Raw genomic sequence first — 20,254 nt, 5'->3', positions numbered from 1 at the left:
AGAGTGACCAGATGACGTCGCCGAAGTTCGACCATGCCCGGGCTGAGCGGGCTGTCCGCGAATTGCTGATCGCGATCGGGGAGGACCCGGACCGCGAGGGTTTGCAGGACACCCCGGCCCGTGTGGCACGGTCGTACGCCGAGATGACCGCCGGACTGGGTCAGCGGGCCGAGGACGTGCTGACGACGACGTTCGACATCGGCCATGACGAGATGGTCCTGGTGAAGGACATCGAGGTCTGGAGCCTGTGCGAGCACCACCTGGTCCCGTTCACCGGGGTCGCGCACGTCGGCTACATCCCCAGCCGGGAGGGCCGGATCACCGGGTTGTCGAAGCTGGCCCGGCTGGTCGACGTGTACGCGAAACGGCCGCAGGTTCAGGAACGGCTGACCACCCAGGTCGCCGAGTCCCTGGTCGAACTGCTCGAACCGCGCGGCGTGATCGTCGTGATCGAGTGCGAACACCTCTGCATGACCATGCGCGGCGTCCGCAAACCCGGCGCCAAGACGATCACCTCCGCCGTCCGCGGCCAGCTCCGCAACCCCGTCACCCGCGCCGAGGCCATGAGCCTGATCGTCGGCTGACCGTAGCCTCCTCGACCCTGCTCTCGTTGGAGTTTGAGAACCGGTACCTGTGGACATTCTGTCGCTGAGCGTTTACTTTCCGTAGTGGTGCTTGGCCAACGGGGATCAGGTGCCGGTGTGAGGAGGACAGGATGTCGGGGCGTTTCCGGGTCAGCGCCGCACTTGCCGGGGTCGTCGTACTGACGGCCGCCGGGCTGGTCGCGGCGAACTGGGCCACCGCCGAGACGCGGACCAAGCCGGCCGGGCAGAAGTCGGAGCCGGCCGGGAAGGTGCCCGAGAAGTCGCCGCTGGTCGCGGAGGCGGTCGAGGCGCAGCTCGGGTCCGACTCGGGCGTGGTCGGCAGCTACTACGACGACGCCGGCGAGCTGGTCGTGGCGGTGTCCGACCTGACCACCGCCGCGCTGGTCCGCCAGGTCGGCGCGATCCCGCGGCTGGTCCAGTTCACTGCCGACCAGCTCAACGCCGTCCAGGACAAGCTGAACCGGCTCGCCGCCGGCTCCAGCGCGGGCAAGGTCCGGTCCTGGTATGTCGATCCGCTCTCGGGCACTGTGGTCGTCACGGTGCCGAAGGGCGCGCGTGACCGGATCACCGAGCGGTTCCTGTCCCGCGCCAAGGCGAACGGCGACCGCGTGACGGTCCGCAGGGTCTCCGGCACGGTGACGACGACCGCCGACGACTTCAGCCTGCGCGGCGGGGTCCAGGTCGACAAGAACACCGGGTACGTCTGCTCGCTGGGCTTCAACGCCCGGACCACCAAGGGCACCAAGATCTTCCTCACCGCCGGGCACTGCACGGCCGGCAAGCCGTCGTTCTCCCGCAACGGCTACATCCTCGGCAACACCCGGACCTCGAGCTTCCCGGGCAACGACTTCGGCACGGTCGGCGTGATCGACGGCTGGGAGCAGCAGGGGTACGTCGAGGGCTGGGGAGCCGGCAACATCGCGGTCCGCGGGCTCGCGAACGCGACCGTCGGATCCACGCTGTGCAAGTCGGGCAAGAGCACCGGCTGGACCTGCGGGAAGATCGTCGCCCGGAACGTCACCGTCAACTACGGCAACAACAGGGTGGTCCGCGGGCTCTTCCAGCACACCGCGTGCGTGGAGGCCGGCGACTCCGGTGGCGCCAACATGACCGGCAACTACGCGCAAGGCATCACCAGTGGCGCCGCGCTCATCAACGGCCAGTGTCTGGAGAAGGTAGGCCAGACCAACGAGTCCTACGCCCAGCCCGTCGCCGAGGCACTCCAAGCGACGAAGTCACGCTTGATCCTCAGTAATTGATCCCACCCAGCGGGTTGGGGGTGGTGGCCACTACGGTGGTCGGGTGAGTGATGGGTCGTGGGGTCGCGTCGACGGGCTGCCGGTGCTGGATCGGTGTCTCGTGATGGGTGTCGTCAACGTGACACCGGACTCGTTCTCCGACGGTGGTGAGTGGTTCGAGCCGGCCGCGGCGATCAAGCACGGCCGGGAGTTGCTCGCCGAGGGTGCCGACCTGCTGGACGTCGGCGGGGAGTCGACCCGGCCGGGTGCCGACCGGCCCGCCCCCGAGGAGGAGATCCGCCGGGTGCTTCCGGTGATCGAGACCCTGGCCGCCGAGGGCGCCCTGATCTCGGTCGACACCATGCGGGCCGGCGTCGCCGAGCTCGCGCTGGACGCCGGCGCGGTGATGATCAACGACGTGTCCGGCGGCCAGGCCGACCCGGACATGCTCGCGCTGGTGGCAGAGCGGCGTACGCCGTATGTCTGCATGCACTGGCGTGGACACTCGATCGACATGCAGAACAAGGCCGAGTACGTCGACGTGGTCGCCGAGGTGATCGCCGAACTGGCGCTGCGGATCGACGCGATGCGCGACGCCGGAGTCGATCTGAACCGGGTAGCCCTCGACCCCGGGCTCGGTTTCGCGAAGAACGCGGACCACAACTGGGAGGTCTTGCGACGATTGCGGGAATTCGCCGTACTGGATCGGCCGTTGCTGATCGGTGCGTCCCGGAAGGCGTTCCTCGGTAGGCTGCTCGCCGACGAGCAGACCGGTGAACCCAGACCGGCCGTACGACGAGATGATGCGAGCGCGGCTGTCTCCGCCCTGGCCGCCGCCGCGGGAGCCTGGTGTGTCCGGGCCCACGCGGTGGCACCCAGCGCGGACGCGGTCCGGGTGGTGAAGAGATGGGGAACGGTATGACGGACGGTCCGAGGCAGGGCGCGACAGGTGAGGGCGCGCCCAGGAGTCACAACGCCACGGTGGAGGACGTCGTGCTGACCGCGAACACCGCGTTCTACAACGCGTTCGAGGCCGGTGACCTCGATCTGATGGCGGCGGTCTGGCTGCCGGACCCGGACCCCGTCTGCATCCATCCCGGCAACGCGGCGATCTCCGGGTACGCCGAGATGATGCGGGCCTGGGCGATGATCTTCGCGAACACGCCGTACATCCAGTTCTTTCTGACCGATGTGCAGGTCCGCGTAGATGAAGACGTGGCCTACGTCACGTGTACGGAGAATGTCCTGTCGTCCGGTGAGGGTGCGCCGGAGGAGGGCTTCGCGGGGGGCAAGGCGCTGGCCACGAACGTTTTCCGTCGAACTTCTACCGGCTGGCGGTTGTGGATCCACCATGCCTCCCCGGTACTGTCGTCTGGGGGCCGACAGGAGGAGGCGGAATGAGCGGTCCCGTGCTAGCTCCTGATGTGATCGAGATCCGGGGCATCCGCGGTTTCGGACGCCACGGGGTGTTCGAGCACGAGCGGGCCGACGGGCAGGAGTTCGTCGTGGATGTCCGGCTGGAGCTGGACACCAGACCCGCCGCGGCCTCCGACGACCTGGCCGACACCGTGAACTACGGGGTGGTGGCCGAGCAGGTGCACCACGCGATCGAGAACGACCCGGTGGACCTGATCGAGACCCTCGCCCAGCGCATCGCCGACCTGTGCCTCGCCGACCGGCGGGTGACAGCGACCGCGGTGACCATCCACAAACCCTCGGCGCCGATCACGGTGCCGTTCGACGACGTTGTCCTGACCGTGCAGCGCAGAGCCGGAGAATCCTCGTGACTGAGACCCCTAGTCCCCACGTCATCGACGCGGACACCCTGAGCGGCGGCCTGAAGCCGATCCGCCAGGTCATCTTGTCGCTCGGCAGCAACCTGGGCGACCGTGAGGCGAACCTGCAGGGCGCGGTCGACGCACTGCGGGACACCCCTGACGTCGTGGTGGTCGAGGTCTCGCCGCTGTACGAGACCCAGCCGATCGGCGGTCCCGAGGAGTCCGGCCCGTACCTGAACGTCGTGCTGCTCGCCGACACCACGCTCGCGGTCGACCTGCTGCTGGACCGCGCGCACGCGATCGAGCAGGCCTTCGGCCGGGAGCGCAGCGTGCCGGGCGCGCCGCGGACCCTCGACGTCGATCTGATCACCTACGGCCAGAAGACGATCGAGTCCGAGGAGCTGACCGTTCCGCACCCGCGGGCGCACGAGCGTGCGTTCGTCCTCGCGCCCTGGCTCGACATCGAGCCGGACGCGGTGCTGCCGGGCCACGGCCCGGTCACGGAGCTGCTCGCCAAGGTCGGTTCCGAAGGCGTGACCAAGCTCGACCTCGAGCTGCAGTAGTGGTGTCCGGCGGTTCCGAGCCAGGCCGGGCGCCGGAAGACGAGCCCGGCAAGGAGCCGCCGCGTCCGGGCTCGGTCCGGCCGACCTCGCGCCGGCTGCTGATCGCGATCGCCGTCCTCGGGGCGGCGATCGGCCTGACCGCGGTCAAGGCGATCGAGTCCGGTGGCGGCGTCGCGCCGACGGTGTCCTGGCTGACCCTGATCGCCTGGGCGTTTCTGGCCGCGCTGCTGTTCGCCGCGGCCCGCAACACCCACCAGCGGATCCAGGTCCGCCGGGAACGAATGGAGCCGTCCCGCGCGGTGTTCCTGTTGCTGATCGGGAAGGCGAGTGCGTTCGTCGGCGCGTTGTGCGCCGGTGTTTACGCAGGGTTCGCGTTATCCTTCCTGCAGGCGATGGGCGCCTCGGCGCCTCGTCACCGTGTGATCATGGCCGGTGCCGCGGCGGTGGTCTCCGTGCTGGTCGTCACGGCCGGATTGTTGCTCGAACGCGCGTGTCGTGTTCCCGAGGACCCCGACGAGACCCCCTAACATGTCGGTCCATGGGGTCAAGGGGTAGCCGCCGTCGAACCAGGACCACAGTTCTCACCGTTGCCAACGGTCTGCTGATCGTTGTCTGCCTGGGCGTGAGTATCGCGCTCTTCACTCAGAATGCCTGGATTCTGCGGGCCGCCGCGGTGGCCGGCGTACTGGTCGCGATCGCGGCCACGGTGCTGTTCCGCCACCAGTTGCTGGTCGAGCGGCTGGCCCATTCCGACGAGCGCGCCCAGGTCGCCCAGGAGTACTCGCGCATCACCAGCGCCCGCGTGGTCGAGAACGCGGAGTTCGTCGACCTGATGCAGCGCCGGCTGGACAAGATCGACCGGCGCCTGGACAAGATCGACGAGGAGGTCGCCACGGTGGTTGCCGCCGGCGACAAACACTCCCAGGCCGACGCCCCCACCGTCGTGGACCTCAAGCTGCGAGGTCTGGCCGCCTCCTGACTCCGGCCCCATACTGCGGTGTGGGGAGGGATTGACCATGGGGCTGGACGCGAACTATCCGGCCGTGACGATGAACGACCCGAATGGTCACGTCACGGTCTACAACGAGGATCACCTGCCGATCGGGCAGCTCGGGCCGACGCCGTTCGAATCGCCGTCGGTGAACGTGACCTGCAAGCGGAAGGCGTGGGACGACGCCTACTGGTACCGCCTGCTGAGTGCCGAGGGCTGGCCGTTCCCGGCCGAAGAGGCCTACGTGGCGGCCGATGAAACGCATGAACTGAACCCCGGTCAGCCGTACCCGATCCCGGAATGCGCCAGCGGGTGCCCGATCAAGATCGGCCAGGCGGCAGCCGGCGTACTGGCGGTCGGCGGGCTGGCCGCGGCGGCTGCCTGGCGCCGCAAGCGCAGGGCGCTGGGCACGGCCTGAGGCCCGTTCGCGTAGGTTCTGGGGTGTGGATCTCGCGAAGCTGCTGAAGGTTGCCGAAGCCGCCGTCGATCGCGGGCGGGTGATCACCGACTCGCGGGGACCGGGTGCCCTGACGTTCAAGGGCGATCGCGACATGGCGTCCGAGGTGGACTTCGCGGTCGAGCGGGAGGTGCGGGCCTTCCTCGAGCGGGAGACGCCGCAGATCGGCGTCCTCGGCGAGGAGGAGGGCGGCGCGACGGACGGGACGCGGTGGGTCCTGGACCCGATCGACGGGACGGTCAACTTCGTTCACGGCGTGCCGCTGTGGTGCATCTCGCTGGGCCTGATCCACGACGGTCGCGCGGTGGCCGGCGTGATCGACCACCCCGCGCTCGGGACCAGGTACGCCGCCGCCGAAGGACTCGGCGCGACCTGCGACGGCAAGCCCATCCGGGGCAGCGAGTGCACCGACCTGAACGACGCACTGGTTGCCGTCGGCGACTATGCGGTCGGCCCGGACGCGGACCGGATCAACGCCGAGCGCCTCGCGCTCACCCAGCGCCTCACCCCGCGCGTCCAGCGCCTCCGGATGATCGGCACCGCCGCCACCGCCCTGACCTGGACCGCCGCCGGCTACTTCGACGCGATGATCATGTTCTCCAACAAACCCTGGGACACCATGGCCGGCGTCTCCATCTGCCGCGAGGCCGGGGTCACCGTCCTGGACCTCGACGGCTCCGAGCACAGCCCCGAGTCCCGCGCCACCTTCGCGGTCTCGTCCGCCCTCCGCGAGCCGCTGCTAGAGCTGATCGGCTGACTACTTGTCGATGTCTCCGACGACGAAGAACATGCTGCCGAGGATGGCGATCATGTCGGGGATCATGGTGCCGGGGAGCAGGGCGGGCAGCGCGGAGATGTTGTTGAAGCTGGCTGAGCGGAGCTTGAGGCGCCAGGGCGTCTTGTCGCCGCGGGAGACCAGGTAGTAGCCGTTGATGCCGAGCGGGCCCTCGGTCCAGGCGTAGGTCTGGCCCTCAGGGACCTTGAGGATCTTCGGCAGCCGGACGTTGATCGGCCCGGCCGGTAGCGCGGACAGCTTGTCCAGGCACGCGTCGACCAGGTCGAGCGAGACCTTCACCTGCTCCAGCAGTACGGCGAACCGCGCGAAGCAGTCGCCGTCGGTCCGGGTGACGACCCGGAGTACGCCGTCCCGCAGCAACTCGTCGTACCCGAGGTAGGGCTCGTCGCGGCGGAGGTCCGCGTCCACGCCGGAGGCACGGGCGATCGGGCCGGAGACGCCGTACTGCGTGACGAGCTCGGGGGCGAGTCTGCCGACGCCGACCGTACGGGCCCGGAAGATCTCGTTGCCGAGGATGAGGTCCTCGATGTCGGGCAGCCGCTTGCGGACCGCGGCCGAGGCGGCGGACGCGCGGCCGAGCCACCCGTACGGCAGGTCCTCCTTGAGCCCGCCGACCCGGTTGAACATGTAGTGCATCCGGCCGCCGGAGAGCTCCTCCATCACCGCCTGGATCGTCTCCCGCTCGCGGAAGGCGTAGAAGACCGGGGTGATGGCGCCGAGCTCGAGCGGGTACGAGCCGAGGAACATCAGGTGGTTCAGGACCCGGTTCAGCTCGGCCAGCAGCGTGCGCAGCCAGACCGCGCGGATCGGCACCTCCAGGCCCATCATCCGCTCGACCGCGAAGACGACGCCGAGCTCGTTGGAGAACGCGGACAGCCAGTCGTGCCGGTTCGCCAGCACGATGATCTGCCGGTAGTCGCGGACCTCGAACAGCTTCTCCGCGCCGCGGTGCATGTAGCCGATGATCGGCTCGCACCCGACGATCCGCTCGCCGTCCAGAGTCAGCCGGAGCCGGAGGACGCCGTGCGTGGCCGGGTGCTGCGGGCCGATGTTGAGCACCATGTCGGTGGTCGCCAGCTCGGAGCCGGTCCCGGTCCCGCCGCGCTCGTACGCGGGGTCGAATCCAGCCGCTCCCGCGCCGATCCCGACCACTCTTTCGGTACTCATAACCCCTATCGTGACAGGCTTGGGTTGTGGATGACCTCTTCGCACCCTCGGATGTCAGCTGGACGCCGGTCTCGCCGAAGCTGGCCACGGTCCGGCGGCTGAACGCGGCGCTCATGTTCGGCGTGGCCGGGATCGGCGCGCTGGTCGTACTCGGGCTGACCGTGGGCTGGACGTACGGCGTACTCGCGCTGGTCGTGCTCGGAGCCGGGTTCGTCTGGTCGTGGGTGCTGATCGGCCGCAACCAGCGGTCCTGGAAGTACGCCGAACGCGACGACGAACTGCTGGTCAGCCACGGGATCATGTTCCGCGAGCTCGTGGTAGTGCCGTACGGGCGGATGCAGTTCGTCGACGTGACCGCGGGGCCGCTGGAGCGCGCGTACGGGATCGCGACCGTGGAGCTGCACACGGCGACGCCGGCGACGGACGCCAAGATCCCCGGCCTGCACCCGGACGAGGCCGGCCGGCTGCGCGACCGCCTCTCCGCTCTCGGCCAGGCTCAGGCGTGGGGCCTGTGACCGAGCCGGCGCCGGGGCAGACCGCGGTCGTGGAGCAGACCGGGGCGCGATTGCACCCACTCACCCCGTTTGTGAAGGGCTGGGGCTACTTCGTCGTCGCGGCCTTCGCACTGGTCAACAACGAGGGCCTGCGGAGCAATCTGGAGCTGGCCGGCATCGGTCTGGCCGTCGTACTCGTCGGTGGCATCCTGCTCGGCGCACTGTCGTGGTGGTTCACCAAGTGGCAGCTGACCGATGACGCGATCCGGGTGGACAGCGGGTTCCTGTTCCGGCGGACGCGGATCATCCGGTTCGACCGGATCCAGGCGATCGACGTGGCCCAGCCGATCGTCGCTCGTCTGTTCGGCATGGCCGAGCTGCGGATGGACGTCGCCGGCGGTGGCAAGAGCGACGGCAAGCTGAGCTACTTCCGGTACGACGAGGCGGGCAAGCTCCGCACGATTCTGCTCGTCCGGGCCAAGGGTGGGCGCGTCGCGGAGCAACAGGAACAGCAGTTCGAGTCCGAGCCGCTCCTGGTGGTCCCGACGAGTCGCCTGCTCGGTGCGACCCTGCTGTCGTCCACAGTCCTCGGTAGTGCGGGCGCTCTGATCTGGTTGATCGTCGCCACGATGGTGCTGGACTTCCACATCGGTCTGTTCGCCGCTCTTCCGCTGGCGTTCGGTGTGGTGCAGCCGATCTGGAAGCAGGTCGTCGGCAACCACGGCTTCACCTTGTCGGAGACCGACCATGGTCTACGGACCAAGCGCGGTCTGCTCGATGTGCAACGCCAGACCGTTCCGCCGGGCCGTGTGCAGGGTCTACTGATCACCGAGCCACTGATCTGGCGGCTCCTGGGCTGGGCCCGGGTCGAGCTGGACATCGCCGGTGTGGCGGGCAACAAGGAGGACGGCGACGACGAGCGCGAAGGCGCTCAGCTCCTGCCGGTCGGCGACCGTGGCGAGGTGGCTGGCGTGCTCGCCCGCATCCTGCCGGGGCTCGACCTCGCGCGCATCCAGATGCATGTCGCACCGGAGCGCGCCAAATGGCTGCGCCCGGTCGGCTGGCGCTACCTCGCGTACGGCGCTGACGACCAGGTATTCGTCACAGTCCGCGGCTGGGTGGGCCGCCGTACCTCGATCGTCCTGAACCACAAGACCCAGTCGGTGCGGCTCGAACAAGGCCCCCTCCAACGTCGCCTGGGCCTGGCCAACGTCCACGTGGACACCCCGCTCGGCCCGACCGACGCCATCGCGCTCCACCGCGACCAGTTCGAGGCAGCGGCGCTGGTGCAGGCTCAGGCCGACAGAGCCCGCGAAGCCCGCCGTACGGCGTCCGCACCGGCCGCTGTCCACACCCAGCCGAACCCTCCGAGCCCGGACGGCTCCAGTAGCTCAGCAGCCTCGCCGGCCGACGACAGCTCGGCCAGGTAGCGCAGCGGTTCCGTCTGAGCCAGGTCCAGGCTCGGACGGGCCGCACTGACCCCCAGAGCACGCAGGGCGTCCCGCTGGCGCACGATCGACCCGCCCAGCGAGTCCAGTGCCACGTGGGCTGTCACGTCGCAGGAGCCGTCCAGGACGGGTTCACACTCCCGGCCGGCGCGGAAGCCGGTGAGAGTCCCGTACGGCGGGCGGTCGGCGCGTACGTGGCCGTAGTCGATCGCCACTGCGACCGCACCGTCGGCCAAGCGATTGATCACAGACGCCCAGGCCTCGTCGCGGGTCAGGCCGATCTCGGCCCGATCCCCGGGCTCGCCGGGCCACCACCTCTCCAGCCACTCCAGGTCGTTGCCGCTGACAACAGCTGCCGGAGTGAGGTCGGCGGACAGATACCGGGGTGTGCCCTCCTCGTCCCACTCGACGAGCTCGCACGGGACGTTGTCGAGCCACTCGTTGGCGACGACTAGACCAGTGAGCGTGGCGGGAAGGTGGTCGTCGAGCTCGATCTCCACGACAGCCAGGCCCTCGGCCCGCAACACCTTGCCCAACTCACCGGACCCGGCGCCGATATCCACGACCTGCTCGGCCCCGACCGCGCGAGCCAGCCGACCGATGGCCTGCCCGAACAGCGGCGAAGCATGCACGGACGTCCGAAAGTGCGCGCCCGGCCGCTCCCGCCGATAAAAGCCGTCAGCCCCATACAGAGCCGCGTCCCAAGCCTCCCGAAACGTGCTCATGCGCCCAACGAAACCGCGCCGAACTGCCGCCACACCCCGTCATCCAGCCCCTCCCGCCACAACCCCACCTCAGTGAGGTTGGGGACTGTGATCAGGATCGCGGTCAATCCGCTGCGCGTGGCCCAGGCATCGCTCACCACCGCATGCTCTCATCACCTAGGCTGGCGAGTAGATCGTCTGGTACCCCGAGTGGGACTGGAACGAAGAGAGTGAGTGATGGAACGGATCGGCTTGATCGGAGCCGGCCGGGCCGGGACCGCCCTGGGAGCAGCCTTGGCGGCAGCCGGGCATCGGTTGGTCGGCGTCACCGCACGGTCGAGCGCGTCTCGTGAACGCGCCGCCCGGCTTCTTCCGCGCGTACCCGTGCTGACCGCCGACGAGGTCACCTCCCGCGCCGACGTCGTCCTGGTCGCAGTACCGGATGACCTGATCCATGACGTGGCCCACGCGCTGCCGTTGACCTGTGCGCAGTACGTCGTCCATCTGTCCGGAGCACACGGGCTCGGACCGCTGGCCGGGCTGGATGCGACACCGGTGGCGCTGCACCCGTCGATGACGTTTCCTGGCGGCCCGGTCCGGCTGGACGGTGTCATGTTCACGGCCACCGCGCCGGACGAGGCACAGGCGATGGTGGAGCGGCTGGTGAAGTCGCTCGGGGCACAGCTGCAGTGGGTCGACGACGAGCAGCGGGCGCGGTACCACGCGGGCCTCGTGCACGGCGCGAACCACCTGACAACGTTGCTTACGCAGGCGATCGACGTACTACGGGAGGCAGGCGTCGACGATCCTGCGGCAACGCTTCGGCCACTCGTGGCCGCAACGCTCGACAACACGCTGCGATCCGGTCATCATGCGCTCACCGGGCCGATCGCGCGGGGCGATATCGACACGGTGGCAGCACATCTGGCGGCACTGCGGGACTCGACGGCGCGTACGTACGCCGAACTGGCCCGGGCGACGGTGGAGTTGGCGGCGGCGGACGGACGACTGGACCCGGAGACAGCGGCCCGCTTCGGCGAGGTGCTGAGCGGGCACTCGACCGAGCGGGATCGGACAGGGGAGGCACCGCGATGAGACTCACCCAGACGAAGGCCGAGCTGCGAGCGGCGGCGGCGATCCGGCCGCGGGCGGTCGTGATGACGATGGGCGCCCTGCACGAGGGCCATGCGGCCCTGCTGGCCGAGGCTCGCGAGCGGGTCGGGCCGGACGGCAGTGTGGTACTGACGATCTTCGTGAACCCGCTGCAATTCGGGCCGACCGAGGACTTCGACCGCTATCCCCGCACGCTGGCCAGTGACCTGGCGATCGCCAAGAACGAGGGCGTCGACCTGGTCTTCAACCCGTCCCGCGACGAGCTCTACCCGAACGAGCCGTCCATCACCGTGCATCCCGGCCCGCTGGCCGACGAGCTCGAGGGCATGGTCCGGCCGGGTCACTTCGCCGGTGTGCTGACCGTGGTGGCGAAGATGCTGCACCTGACCGCGCCCGACCTGGCGTTGTTCGGCGAGAAGGACTACCAGCAGCTCACGCTGATCCGCGAGATGGTGTGCGACCTCGACTGGGACGTCGACATCGTCCCGGTGCCCACTGTGCGCGAGCCCGACGGACTGGCGATGTCCTCACGCAACCGCTACCTGGACGAGACCGAGCGTGACGAGGCGCTGGTGCTCTACCGAGCGCTCACCGCCGGAGCGAAGGCCGGGATGAACGGCCCCGACGCCGTGATGGCCGCCGCGCACGCCGAGCTGGAGGCGGTCCCGACGGTGAAGATCGACTACCTCGCCCTGCGCGCACCGGATCTGGGCCCGGTGATCGGTCCGGGGGAGGCCCGCATGCTGATCGCGGCCCGCGTGGGGATGACCCGTCTCATTGACAACATTTCCATCACCCTTCGATGAAATCGATTGATACCGTCGCGGGATGAGTGCACCCGCAGTCCCGCAACGGCTCTCCGCGCCCGAGGCCGGCTGGACCGACACCGTGGACGTCGTGGTGATCGGTTCCGGCATCGCCGGGCTGACCGCCGCCTTGAAGGCCCGTGAGCTGGGCTCCGTGCTGGTGGTGACCAAGGATGTCGTCGCCTCCGGCTCGACGCAGTGGGCCCAGGGCGGGATCGCCGCGGCGCTCGATCCGGAGGACTCACCCGAAGAGCATCTGGAGGACACCCTCGTCGCGGGCGCCGGTCTCAGTGATCCGGAGGCTGTGCGCGTCCTCGTCACTGAGGGACCGGAAGCCGTTCACGACCTGATCGAACTGGGCGCCCGCTTCGACACCCTGGCCGACGGCGAGATCTCGCTGGGACGTGAAGGTGGGCACCACCGCAATCGGATCGCCCACGCGGGCGGTGACGCTACCGGTGCCGAAATCGAGCGCGCACTCGTCGCCGCGGTCAAACGGGCCAAGGACATCCGGCTGATCGAGCACGCCCTCGTCCTCGACCTGCTGACCGCCGAGGACGGGGCGATCGCCGGCGTCACCCTGCACGTCATGGGTGAAGGCCAGTTGGACGGCGTCGGAGCGATCCGGGCCCGGGCCGTCATCCTCGCGTCGGGCGGCATCGGCCAGCTGTACGCCGCCACCACGAACCCGAGCGTCTCGACCGGAGACGGCATGGCGCTGGCGTTGCGCGCCGGCGCGAAGGTCCGGGACCTGGAGTTCGTGCAGTTCCACCCGACCGTGCTGTGGCTGGGCAAGAGCGCGAAAGGCCAGCAACCGTTGGTCTCCGAGGCCGTCCGGGGCGAGGGCGCGTTCCTGGTCGACCACGAGGTCAACCGGTTCATGCTGGGCCAGCACGAGCTGGCCGATCTCGCCCCGCGGGACATCGTGGCGAAGGCGATCATGCGGCAGATGCTTGCTACCGGCAAGGATCACGTCTATCTAGACGCGCGGCACTTCGGCGACGAGAAGTGGCGGGTGCGGTTCCCGACCATCCTGGCGTCCTGCCGTTCGCACGGTATCGACCCGGTCCGCGAACTGATCCCGGTCGCACCGGCCTGCCACTACTCCTCCGGCGGGGTGTGGACCGACCTGCACGGGCAGACGTCCGTGCCCGGGCTGTACGCGTGCGGTGAGGTCGCCTGCACCGGCGTGCACGGCGCCAACCGGCTCGCCTCGAACTCCCTGCTCGAGGGGCTCGTCTTCGCCCGCAGGATCGCCGCTCACCTGGCGAAGGGTCTGCCCGAGCAGCGCGAGCCGGCCGACGACCTCCGGGTCCCCGGTCTGGTCGACGCGGACGTCGTACCCGAGCTGCAGCGGGTGATGACGGTCGGCGCCGGCGTGATCCGGAGTGCGACCGGACTGTCGGAGGCCGGTGCGACACTCGGCAAGCTGATCGAGCAGCCGGCCGGCGAGCCCGGTACGCCCGGCTGGGAGGCGACCAACCTGGTCACGGTGGCCTCCGCGCTGATCGCCGCCGCGACCGCGCGCGAGGAGAGCCGCGGCTCCCACTGGCGTGAGGACTACCCGGATCGCGATGACGCGCAGTGGTCGGGCAATCTGGACCTCACCCTCCCGTCCGAGGGCAAGCGTGACACTGGCATGGCGAGACCGACGACGACGTTCGTCCCGCATGAATCCGAGGAGAACCACCAGCATGGATGAGACTGTCGACCGGCAGTGGGTCGGTGACCTCGTACGGGCCACGATCGAGGAGGACCTGGCCGGTGGCGTCGACGTCACCACGACCGCCACGATCGACCCGGACCAGGTCTCCGTGGCCGAACTGGTCGCCCGGGCCGATGGCGTCGTGGCCGGCCTGGAGATCGCCGAGCTGGTGCTCCGGCAGGTCGCCGCCCCGGGGGAGGTCGAGCTCGAGTACTCGGTCCGCGACGGTGCCTCGGTGCGCCAGGGCGACGTCCTGATGACGATCCGCGGCAAGACCCGCCAGCTGCTGACCGCCGAGCGGACGACGCTCAACCTGCTGTGCCACCTGTCCGGCGTCGCCACGCTGACCAGGAAGTGGGTGGACGCGGTCGAGGGCACCGGCGTGGTCATTCGCGACACGCGTAAGACGATGCCGCTGCTCCGGTCCCTGGAGAAGTACGCCGTCCGGTGCGGTGGCGGGAAGAACCACCGGATGGGCCTGTCCGACGCGGCGCTGATCAAGGACAACCACGTGGTCGCGGCCGGCGGTGTCGCCGAGGCGTTCCGGCTGGTCCGCAAGGCGTACCCGGACATCGCGGTCGAGGTCGAGGTGGACACGGTCGAGGACGCGCTGATCGCGCTGGAGGCCGGTGCCGACCTGATCCTGCTGGACAACATGGACATCCCGTCGCTGCGCGAGGCGGTCGAGAAGGTGGCCGGCCGGGCGCGCCTGGAGGCCTCCGGCGGCCTGACGCTCGACCAGGCCCGGGCGGTCGCCGAGACCGGTGTCGACTACTTCGCGGTCGGGGCGCTCACCCACTCCGCGCCGGTGCTCGACATCGCCTTGGACCTGCAGGAGGCCTGAGCCCGATGCTGCTCGCCGTCGCCGTCGAGAACACCCGGACCCTCGTCGGCCTGGTCTTCGAGGGGACGGTCAAGCGGCACTGGTGGGTCGGCACGGACCCTCGGCGGACCGCGGACGAGTGGGCGGTGCTACTGCACGGGTTGCTGGCCGGCGAGTCCCCGGTGGATGGGATCGCCGTGTGTTCCGCCGTACCGCATGTGCTACACGAGCTACGGGACGTGGTCGCGCGGTACTACCGGGACGTGCCGAGCGTCGTGGTCGAGCCGGGGGTGAAGACCGGGCTGCCGGTACTCGTGGACAACCCGCGCGAGGTCGGCACCGACCGGATCGCCAACGCGCTCGCGGCGGTCCACCGGTACGGCGCTCCGTGCCTGGTCGTCGACGTCGGTACGGCGATCACCATCGACGTGGTGAACCCGGCCGGCGCCTTCATCGGCGGAGTGATTGCTCCCGGCATCGAAACCGCGACCGATGCGCTCGGCAACGCGGCCGCCCAGCTGCGCCGGGTCGAGCTGGTCCGGCCGCGGTCGGTGGTTGCCAAGAACACCGTCGAAGCCCTGCAGTCCGGTGCGATCCACGGCTTCGCCGCTCTCGTCGACGGGCTGGTGGAGCGGATTCGGACCGAGCAGTCCCTGAGCCCTGACACGCCCGTGGTGCTCACCGGAGCGCTGGCTCCGTTGCTCGCCGGCGAACTGTCGGCACCGATCCGTCACGAGCCGTTGCTCACTTTGCACGGTCTGCAGCAGGCCTTCGCCCGTAACCACCAGTAGCTGCCCGATCGGGTAAATGCTCTTGTGCCCTTGAGGTGACGTGGACCACCATGAAGGCAGCTACGGTGGGGGGAGACCATGAGAGCTACTTATCGGGTACTGGCCGGTCTTGTTGCGATCGGCGTTGTTCTGCAGGCGATGTTCATCGCGCTCGCCTGGTTCACGGCGATCAAGGACATCGACGACGGCCTGGTGGTCGACAAGAACTACGACGGCAACACCGGACACATGCTGCACGGCCAGTTCGGGATGATGGTCATCCCGCTGCTCGCGCTGTTGCTGCTGGTCGTGTCGTTCTTCGCGAAGGTGCCGGGCGGAATCAAGTGGGCGCTGTACGTGGTCGGCCTGGTCGCGCTGCAGATCGCGCTCGCGTTCGTGTCGTTCGGCGCGCCCGTGGTCGGGCTGCTGCACGGGCTGAACGCGTTCGCGCTGATCGCCGTCGCGAGCATGGCGGCGCGACGAGCCTCAGCCGCACCAGTGGCGGCCACTGAGACCGCCAGCACCGTCTAGATGCCTCTGGCAACCAAACTGGCCGGGCAGCGCCGGCTGCTGATCGCGATCCTGGCGACCATCGTCGTGCTGGCGCCGATCGCCTTCTTCTGGCAACGCAGCCTGGTGCCGAACGACCTGTCGCCGATGGCGATGGGGTACGCCGACTACGGCGGTGGGCCGGCGACGGCGCACGCGCATCATGGGGTGGACGTCAGCACGCTCAAAGGTCCGGCCAGGCCCGCGGACGTGTCTGTGGATCTCGTTGCCCGTAAGGAGAAGTTCGACATCCCCGGCCGCGGGTCGATGGATGGCTACACGCTGAACCACACATCGCCCGGACCTCAGATCGTCGCGAAACAAGGCGATCTGATCCAGGTGACCCTGCACAACGAGTCCGTGCCCGACGGGATCACGCTGCACTGGCACGGCGTCGACGTACCGGCGGCCGAAGACGGCGTCGCCGGAGTCACCCAGGACGCGGTCGGAGTCGGTAAGTCGTTCGTCTACACCTTTGTCGCGAAGGACGCCGGCACGTACTGGTACCACTCCCACCAGGTCTCTCACGAGCAGGTGAAGAACGGTCTGTACGGCGTACTGATCGTCAAACCCACGCCCACCGACGTGATCGCCGCCGTCCACACCTACGACAAGGTGCGAACCGTCAACGGCGGGTACGGCGAACGCCGGGTGGCCGCACCTGGTCCGACGGTCCGGGTCCGGCTGATCAACACCGACAACGGACCGATGGCGGCCTGGGTCGACGGAGCGCCGTACAAGGTGGTCGGGGTGGACGGGACCGACGTGAACGCTCCGCCTGAGGTGAGCAACAAGAGCGTGCTCGTCACCGCGGGCGGCCGGATCGACCTCGAGGTGACGATGCCGGCAGGTTCGGCGGTGCGGATCGGCCTGGGTGGGGGGCCGACCACTCTGGTGATCGGCGACGGCGGTGCGCCGGCTGGTGCCCAGCCACGGGATCAGGTCGACCTGTTGACCTATGGCTCACCGAAGGCGCTTCCGTTCGATCCGGCGAAGGCGACGCGTGCGTTCCAGTACAACATCGGCCGGCGGATCGGGTTCTTCGACGGGAAGCCTGGGCTGTGGTGGACGATCAACGGGCATCAGTTCCCGGACGTGCCGATGTTCGTGGTGACCGAGGGAGACATCGTCCGGATGACGATCAAGAACACGTCCGGTCAGGTCCATCCGATGCACCTGCACGGTCACCATGTCGTCGTCCTGAGTCGCAACGGCGTGGCCGCGACCGGCAGTCCGTGGTGGACCGATTCGCTCAACGTCGAGGACGACGAGTCCTATGAGGTCGCATTCGTCGCGGACAATCCAGGGATCTGGATGGATCACTGCCACAACCTGCCGCACGCGGCTCAGGGCTTGGTCACGCACCTGATGTACACCGGGGTCACCACCAACTTCCACCTCGGCGGCGGCCCGGACAATCAGCCCGAGTGAATCGGGCGCCCGACGGTGAGCGCCGTACGGAGGCCTTCCGGCAGGTTGTCGAAGGCGGAGTCGGGTGGAGTGCCGGTCGCTTCGAGTGTCTTGGAGAAGAAGCAGCGCACGGCCGCGGCCAGCACGACGTCGAGGACGTCCGCGTCGGACAGGCCGAGCGCCTTCAGGGCGTCCACATCCGCCTGCGTGATGTCGTCGGCCGACAGCGCGACCTTCCGGGCGAAGGCCATCACCGCCCGGTCGACCGGGTCGTTGGGCGGCTCGGTGACCAGAGCGGCGACCTCTTCGGCGGTGTAGTACTTGTCCGCCAGCACTTGGCCGTGCGCGAGGGAGCAGTAGCTCGATTTCAGCGCGGTTGCGGCGGCCAGGGTCGCCAGTTCGTACCGGCGCAGGTCCATGGACTCCTTGATCGCGCCGTTGAGCTGCTTCCACGCGTCGAACACGGCCGGTCGCGCCGCGAACGTGGTGACGAAGTTGGGCACGTGCCCCGCCGGTGCCCGGTTCTGCTCGAAGAACTCCGGGTCCTTCGGTGTGCCGATGAATGCCATCCTGGTTTCCCCCTAGGGCGTGTCTCCTGACTCCCCGCCTACTGCGCGGCACTCGGCACGGCACCTCGCCGCACTGGCGCAAAGGCCACGATGCTCCGCATCGAGACCTTCGCTCCAGCGCGCCGAGCTACCGCACCGAGCACCTGCTCGCGACGGCGCGGAGTCAGGAGACACGCCCTTGCGGCTCCTTCACGGTAGAAGCGCCGTACCGATTCGGCAACGGGGCTTCAGGGGAGGCGCCTGGAACTGGGTATGGTTCACCCGGTCGGTTGTGAGGCAGCTGAGACGAGGTGGTCCGAGTGCGGCGCTGGTTCGCCGTGGCGCTGGCGGTGCTGGTCGGGGCGACCGCACTGACCGCTTGCGCGTCGGACCCGATGCCCACCGACGTCACGGTTGCCTGGGCTCCCAAGGGCCGGGCCGCCGTCCTGGTCACCTGGAAGGATTCGAACGCCCCGAACCGGATCACCATCGAAGGTGTGCTCAGCGAGAGTCCGTCGTACGTGAAGTACCTGCCGGCCGGCGAGCCGAACAGCTGGGAGATCCCGACCTCGGTCTTCCCGCCGGACGGGAACTACAAGGTGGCGGTCGCGGCCGGTACGTCACAGGGTGGCGTGACCAGCAAGCTCGCCCGCTCCGTCGTGTTCGACACCGACGGCCCGGTCCGGCCGAGCGCCGCCGCGGCGTCCCCGCTGGGCCGCCGGGGTGTGCTGATCAAGTGGGCGGTGCCGGCCGCACCGCAGGACTTCACCCCGAACGACCCGCTCGACGTGAAGGGCCCGCGCACCCAGCGGTACGTGCCGATGATCGGCCGGACCGGGCAGCAGTTGCGGGTGATCGGCCCGGCGACCACGTCGACGCGGCAGGTGATCAAGAGCATCAAGCCGCCGTACGTCTTCCAGCTCCGGACCCAGAACGAGTGGAGCACCCGGATGGGCGGGGAGGTGTTCGGCGTGACCAGCTCGATCAACTCGGCCGTGCCCGCCCTGGCGCAGTTCAGCGTGCCGATCGTGGTCCGGGGGCGAGTCGTCCTGCAGCAGGTCACCTGTGAGGTGGAGACGCCGTGCGTGCAGCACCGGGCGACCCCGGCCGGCGTGCCGGTGGTGGTGCTGACCCAGATCACTCCGGGTGCCCGCTGGACGCCGGCGGCCCGGGGTACGACGACCGCGGGTGGCCACTACAACATCGCCGTACCGACCGGGGCGAGTCGTCCGTACATGCTCTCGGTCCCGGCGTACAGCAAGGACGGCGTGATCACGGGTCCCTCGACCGACAAGCCGGCGTACACCAAGACGGTGGTCCGGGTCGCGGCGGCCGGGTTCATCGGCGGGGAGACGTCGAAGAAGCGGGGCTCGAGCGTCACCGTCTTCGCGACGGTGCAGCCGGCGATGAACACGACCGCGATGCTGCAGGCGTGGAACCGGCACACCCGCAAGTGGGTCAACCAGAAGGCGACGCCGATGCGTAAGGGCCAGACCTCACTGGCCTTCATCGCCGGGCCGGCCGGTGACTTCGTCTACCGGTTCGTGATCCCCAACGCGATGATGCTCGGCCGGCCGATGGCTGGGACCACCACGCCGCCGCTGGCGCTACACGTCCGCTGACTGGGGGCTCCGGCGCTGCCGGGGCGGTGTGCCGGCGGCGCCGGACCTTGTGAACGACGTACGCCGCGACCGCGAGCACCGCGATGACGACCAGCGCCCAGACCGACAGCCGGCCGAAGATCTGGTCCGCGTTGTCGCCGATCTTGTACGCCACCAGGCCGATCGTGGTCGCCCAGGCGATACCGCCGGCGGCGTTCGCGGCCAGGAACCGGGGGTAGTGCATCCGCAGCATGCCGGCCATCGGACCGGCGAAGATCCGCAGCAGCGCCACGAAGCGCCCGAAGAACACCGTCCAGACGCCGTACTTGTGGAAGTACTTCTCGGCCCGGACGATCCGATCCTCGGAGAAGTGGTGGAACCGGCGGCCGAGGCGTTCGAACAGGCCGCGGCCGGCCTTGCGACCGATGAAGTACCCGATCGAGTCGCCGACGATCGCCCCGACCGCGGCCGCGGCGATCACGTACTGGATGTGCAGGTGTCCCTGCGAGGCGAGCAACGCCGCCGCGATCAGCGTGGTCTCACCCGGTAAGGGCACCCCCATGCTCTCGATACCGATGACGAGTCCGACCACCAGATACGCGAGGATCGCCACCCCACCGGTCGGGATGACGATCGCGAGCGCGTGCCACGGTTCCCCCATGCACCCATAGTGACATCGCGGGTCAAC

23 protein-coding genes and 1 pseudogene are annotated in these 20,254 nt (G+C 69.1%); 20 read left to right on the top strand and 4 right to left on the bottom strand.

Annotation, left to right across the window (positions count from 1 at the left end; translation table 11 throughout):
• The first annotated feature begins 11 nt into the window (after nt 1–11).
• The 10 genes from folE (at nt 12) to AB0E63_RS02610 (ending at nt 6,389) form a co-directional block, all read left to right on the top strand.
• Entirely contained in the window at nt 12–584 is a 573-nt protein-coding gene (folE, locus tag AB0E63_RS02655; RefSeq protein WP_360360214.1) for a GTP cyclohydrolase I FolE, read from the top strand.
• A 131-nt stretch (nt 585–715) separates the two neighbouring features.
• Nucleotides 716–1,864 carry a S1 family peptidase gene (locus tag AB0E63_RS02650; protein ID WP_360360211.1) on the top strand — a complete coding sequence of 383 codons (1,149 nt, stop codon included), beginning with the start codon at nt 716–718 and terminating at the stop codon, nt 1,862–1,864.
• Nucleotides 1,865–1,967: 103 nt separating this feature from the next.
• Entirely contained in the window at nt 1,968–2,765 is a 798-nt protein-coding gene (gene folP, locus AB0E63_RS02645; RefSeq protein ID WP_360360315.1) for a dihydropteroate synthase, read from the top strand.
• Nucleotides 2,762–3,244, top strand: a complete 483-nt coding sequence (locus AB0E63_RS02640; protein ID WP_360360208.1) for a nuclear transport factor 2 family protein — start codon at nt 2,762–2,764, stop codon at nt 3,242–3,244. Before folP ends, AB0E63_RS02640 begins: the two co-directional genes overlap by 4 nt.
• The gene (folB, locus tag AB0E63_RS02635; protein ID WP_360360205.1) at nt 3,241–3,630 is read left to right on the top strand and encodes a dihydroneopterin aldolase; all 390 of its coding nucleotides are present in this window, start codon (nt 3,241–3,243) and stop codon (nt 3,628–3,630) included. Before AB0E63_RS02640 ends, folB begins: the two co-directional genes overlap by 4 nt.
• Nucleotides 3,627–4,184: a 2-amino-4-hydroxy-6-hydroxymethyldihydropteridine diphosphokinase gene (gene folK, locus AB0E63_RS02630; RefSeq protein ID WP_360360203.1), complete on the top strand. Its 558-nt coding sequence runs from the start codon at nt 3,627–3,629 to the stop codon at nt 4,182–4,184. The genes folB and folK overlap by 4 nt, the downstream gene beginning before the upstream one ends.
• A 2-nt stretch (nt 4,185–4,186) precedes the next feature.
• Entirely contained in the window at nt 4,187–4,711 is a 525-nt protein-coding gene (locus AB0E63_RS02625) for a DUF3180 domain-containing protein (RefSeq protein ID WP_360360200.1), read from the top strand.
• A gap of 95 nt (nt 4,712–4,806) precedes the next feature.
• Complete coding sequence (locus AB0E63_RS02620; protein ID WP_360360198.1) at nt 4,807–5,163, top strand: hypothetical protein; 357 nt, start codon at nt 4,807–4,809, stop codon at nt 5,161–5,163.
• A gap of 37 nt (nt 5,164–5,200) precedes the next feature.
• Nucleotides 5,201–5,593, top strand: a complete 393-nt coding sequence (locus tag AB0E63_RS02615) for a hypothetical protein (RefSeq protein ID WP_360360195.1) — start codon at nt 5,201–5,203, stop codon at nt 5,591–5,593.
• A 25-nt stretch (nt 5,594–5,618) separates the two neighbouring features.
• Nucleotides 5,619–6,389 (top strand): inositol monophosphatase family protein, encoded by a 771-nt coding sequence (locus tag AB0E63_RS02610; protein ID WP_360360192.1) that lies wholly within the window; start codon nt 5,619–5,621, stop codon nt 6,387–6,389.
• Here AB0E63_RS02610 and AB0E63_RS02605 read toward each other — a convergent pair whose 3' ends face one another.
• Nucleotides 6,390–7,595, bottom strand: coding sequence for an NADH-quinone oxidoreductase subunit D (locus tag AB0E63_RS02605; protein ID WP_360360189.1), 1,206 nt, complete (start codon nt 7,593–7,595; stop codon nt 6,390–6,392).
• A gap of 26 nt (nt 7,596–7,621) precedes the next feature.
• On the opposite strand from AB0E63_RS02605, the gene AB0E63_RS02600 reads away from it, so the two are divergent.
• Entirely contained in the window at nt 7,622–8,110 is a 489-nt protein-coding gene (locus tag AB0E63_RS02600) for a PH domain-containing protein (RefSeq protein ID WP_360360186.1), read from the top strand.
• Complete coding sequence (locus AB0E63_RS02595) at nt 8,107–9,519, top strand: PH domain-containing protein (RefSeq protein ID WP_360360183.1); 1,413 nt, start codon at nt 8,107–8,109, stop codon at nt 9,517–9,519. The genes AB0E63_RS02600 and AB0E63_RS02595 overlap by 4 nt, the downstream gene beginning before the upstream one ends.
• A gap of 107 nt (nt 9,520–9,626) precedes the next feature.
• Here the strand turns inward: AB0E63_RS02595 and AB0E63_RS02590 are convergent.
• Nucleotides 9,627–10,262: pseudogene (locus tag AB0E63_RS02590) on the bottom strand (SAM-dependent methyltransferase); the annotation flags it as partial.
• A 216-nt stretch (nt 10,263–10,478) separates the two neighbouring features.
• On the opposite strand from AB0E63_RS02590, the gene AB0E63_RS02585 reads away from it, so the two are divergent.
• The 7 genes from AB0E63_RS02585 to AB0E63_RS02555 all read left to right on the top strand — a co-directional run bounded on the left by AB0E63_RS02585 (nt 10,479) and on the right by AB0E63_RS02555 (nt 17,438).
• Nucleotides 10,479–11,336, top strand: a complete 858-nt coding sequence (locus AB0E63_RS02585) for a Rossmann-like and DUF2520 domain-containing protein (RefSeq protein ID WP_360360180.1) — start codon at nt 10,479–10,481, stop codon at nt 11,334–11,336.
• Nucleotides 11,333–12,160, top strand: a complete 828-nt coding sequence (panC, locus tag AB0E63_RS02580) for a pantoate--beta-alanine ligase (RefSeq protein ID WP_360360178.1) — start codon at nt 11,333–11,335, stop codon at nt 12,158–12,160. Before AB0E63_RS02585 ends, panC begins: the two co-directional genes overlap by 4 nt.
• Nucleotides 12,161–12,182: 22 nt before the next feature.
• The gene (locus AB0E63_RS02575) at nt 12,183–13,862 is read left to right on the top strand and encodes an L-aspartate oxidase (protein WP_360360175.1); all 1,680 of its coding nucleotides are present in this window, start codon (nt 12,183–12,185) and stop codon (nt 13,860–13,862) included.
• Nucleotides 13,855–14,709, top strand: a complete 855-nt coding sequence (nadC, locus tag AB0E63_RS02570) for a carboxylating nicotinate-nucleotide diphosphorylase (protein ID WP_360360172.1) — start codon at nt 13,855–13,857, stop codon at nt 14,707–14,709. Before AB0E63_RS02575 ends, nadC begins: the two co-directional genes overlap by 8 nt.
• Before the next feature lie 5 nt (nt 14,710–14,714).
• Nucleotides 14,715–15,479 (top strand): type III pantothenate kinase, encoded by a 765-nt coding sequence (locus tag AB0E63_RS02565; RefSeq protein WP_360360169.1) that lies wholly within the window; start codon nt 14,715–14,717, stop codon nt 15,477–15,479.
• A gap of 78 nt (nt 15,480–15,557) precedes the next feature.
• On the top strand, nt 15,558–15,989 hold the full coding sequence (locus AB0E63_RS02560) for a hypothetical protein (protein WP_360360166.1): 432 nt from the start codon (nt 15,558–15,560) through the stop codon (nt 15,987–15,989).
• A complete protein-coding gene (locus AB0E63_RS02555; RefSeq protein ID WP_360360163.1) occupies nt 15,990–17,438 on the top strand; it encodes a multicopper oxidase family protein in 1,449 nt (482 codons plus the stop codon).
• Here the strand turns inward: AB0E63_RS02555 and AB0E63_RS02550 are convergent.
• Entirely contained in the window at nt 17,426–17,986 is a 561-nt protein-coding gene (locus tag AB0E63_RS02550; RefSeq protein ID WP_360360160.1) for a carboxymuconolactone decarboxylase family protein, read from the bottom strand. The two genes, AB0E63_RS02555 and AB0E63_RS02550, sit on opposite strands and share 13 nt — an antisense overlap.
• Before the next feature lie 299 nt (nt 17,987–18,285).
• Here AB0E63_RS02550 and AB0E63_RS02545 point away from each other — a divergent pair, with 299 nt between their 5' ends.
• On the top strand, nt 18,286–19,587 hold the full coding sequence (locus AB0E63_RS02545) for a hypothetical protein (protein WP_360360157.1): 1,302 nt from the start codon (nt 18,286–18,288) through the stop codon (nt 19,585–19,587).
• On the opposite strand, the gene AB0E63_RS02540 is transcribed toward AB0E63_RS02545, so the two are convergent.
• The gene (locus AB0E63_RS02540) at nt 19,472–20,227 is read right to left on the bottom strand and encodes a DedA family protein (protein ID WP_360360154.1); all 756 of its coding nucleotides are present in this window, start codon (nt 20,225–20,227) and stop codon (nt 19,472–19,474) included. The two genes, AB0E63_RS02545 and AB0E63_RS02540, sit on opposite strands and share 116 nt — an antisense overlap.
• Nucleotides 20,228–20,254: the final 27 nt, after the last annotated feature.

Origin of the sequence: Kribbella sp. NPDC026596, from assembly GCF_040638415.1 — a bacterium.
Classification (GTDB): Bacteria; Actinomycetota; Actinomycetes; order Propionibacteriales; family Kribbellaceae; genus Kribbella.
The sequence above is the reverse complement of the archived record's forward strand: the minus strand, read 5'-3'. Positions and strand labels throughout refer to the sequence as shown.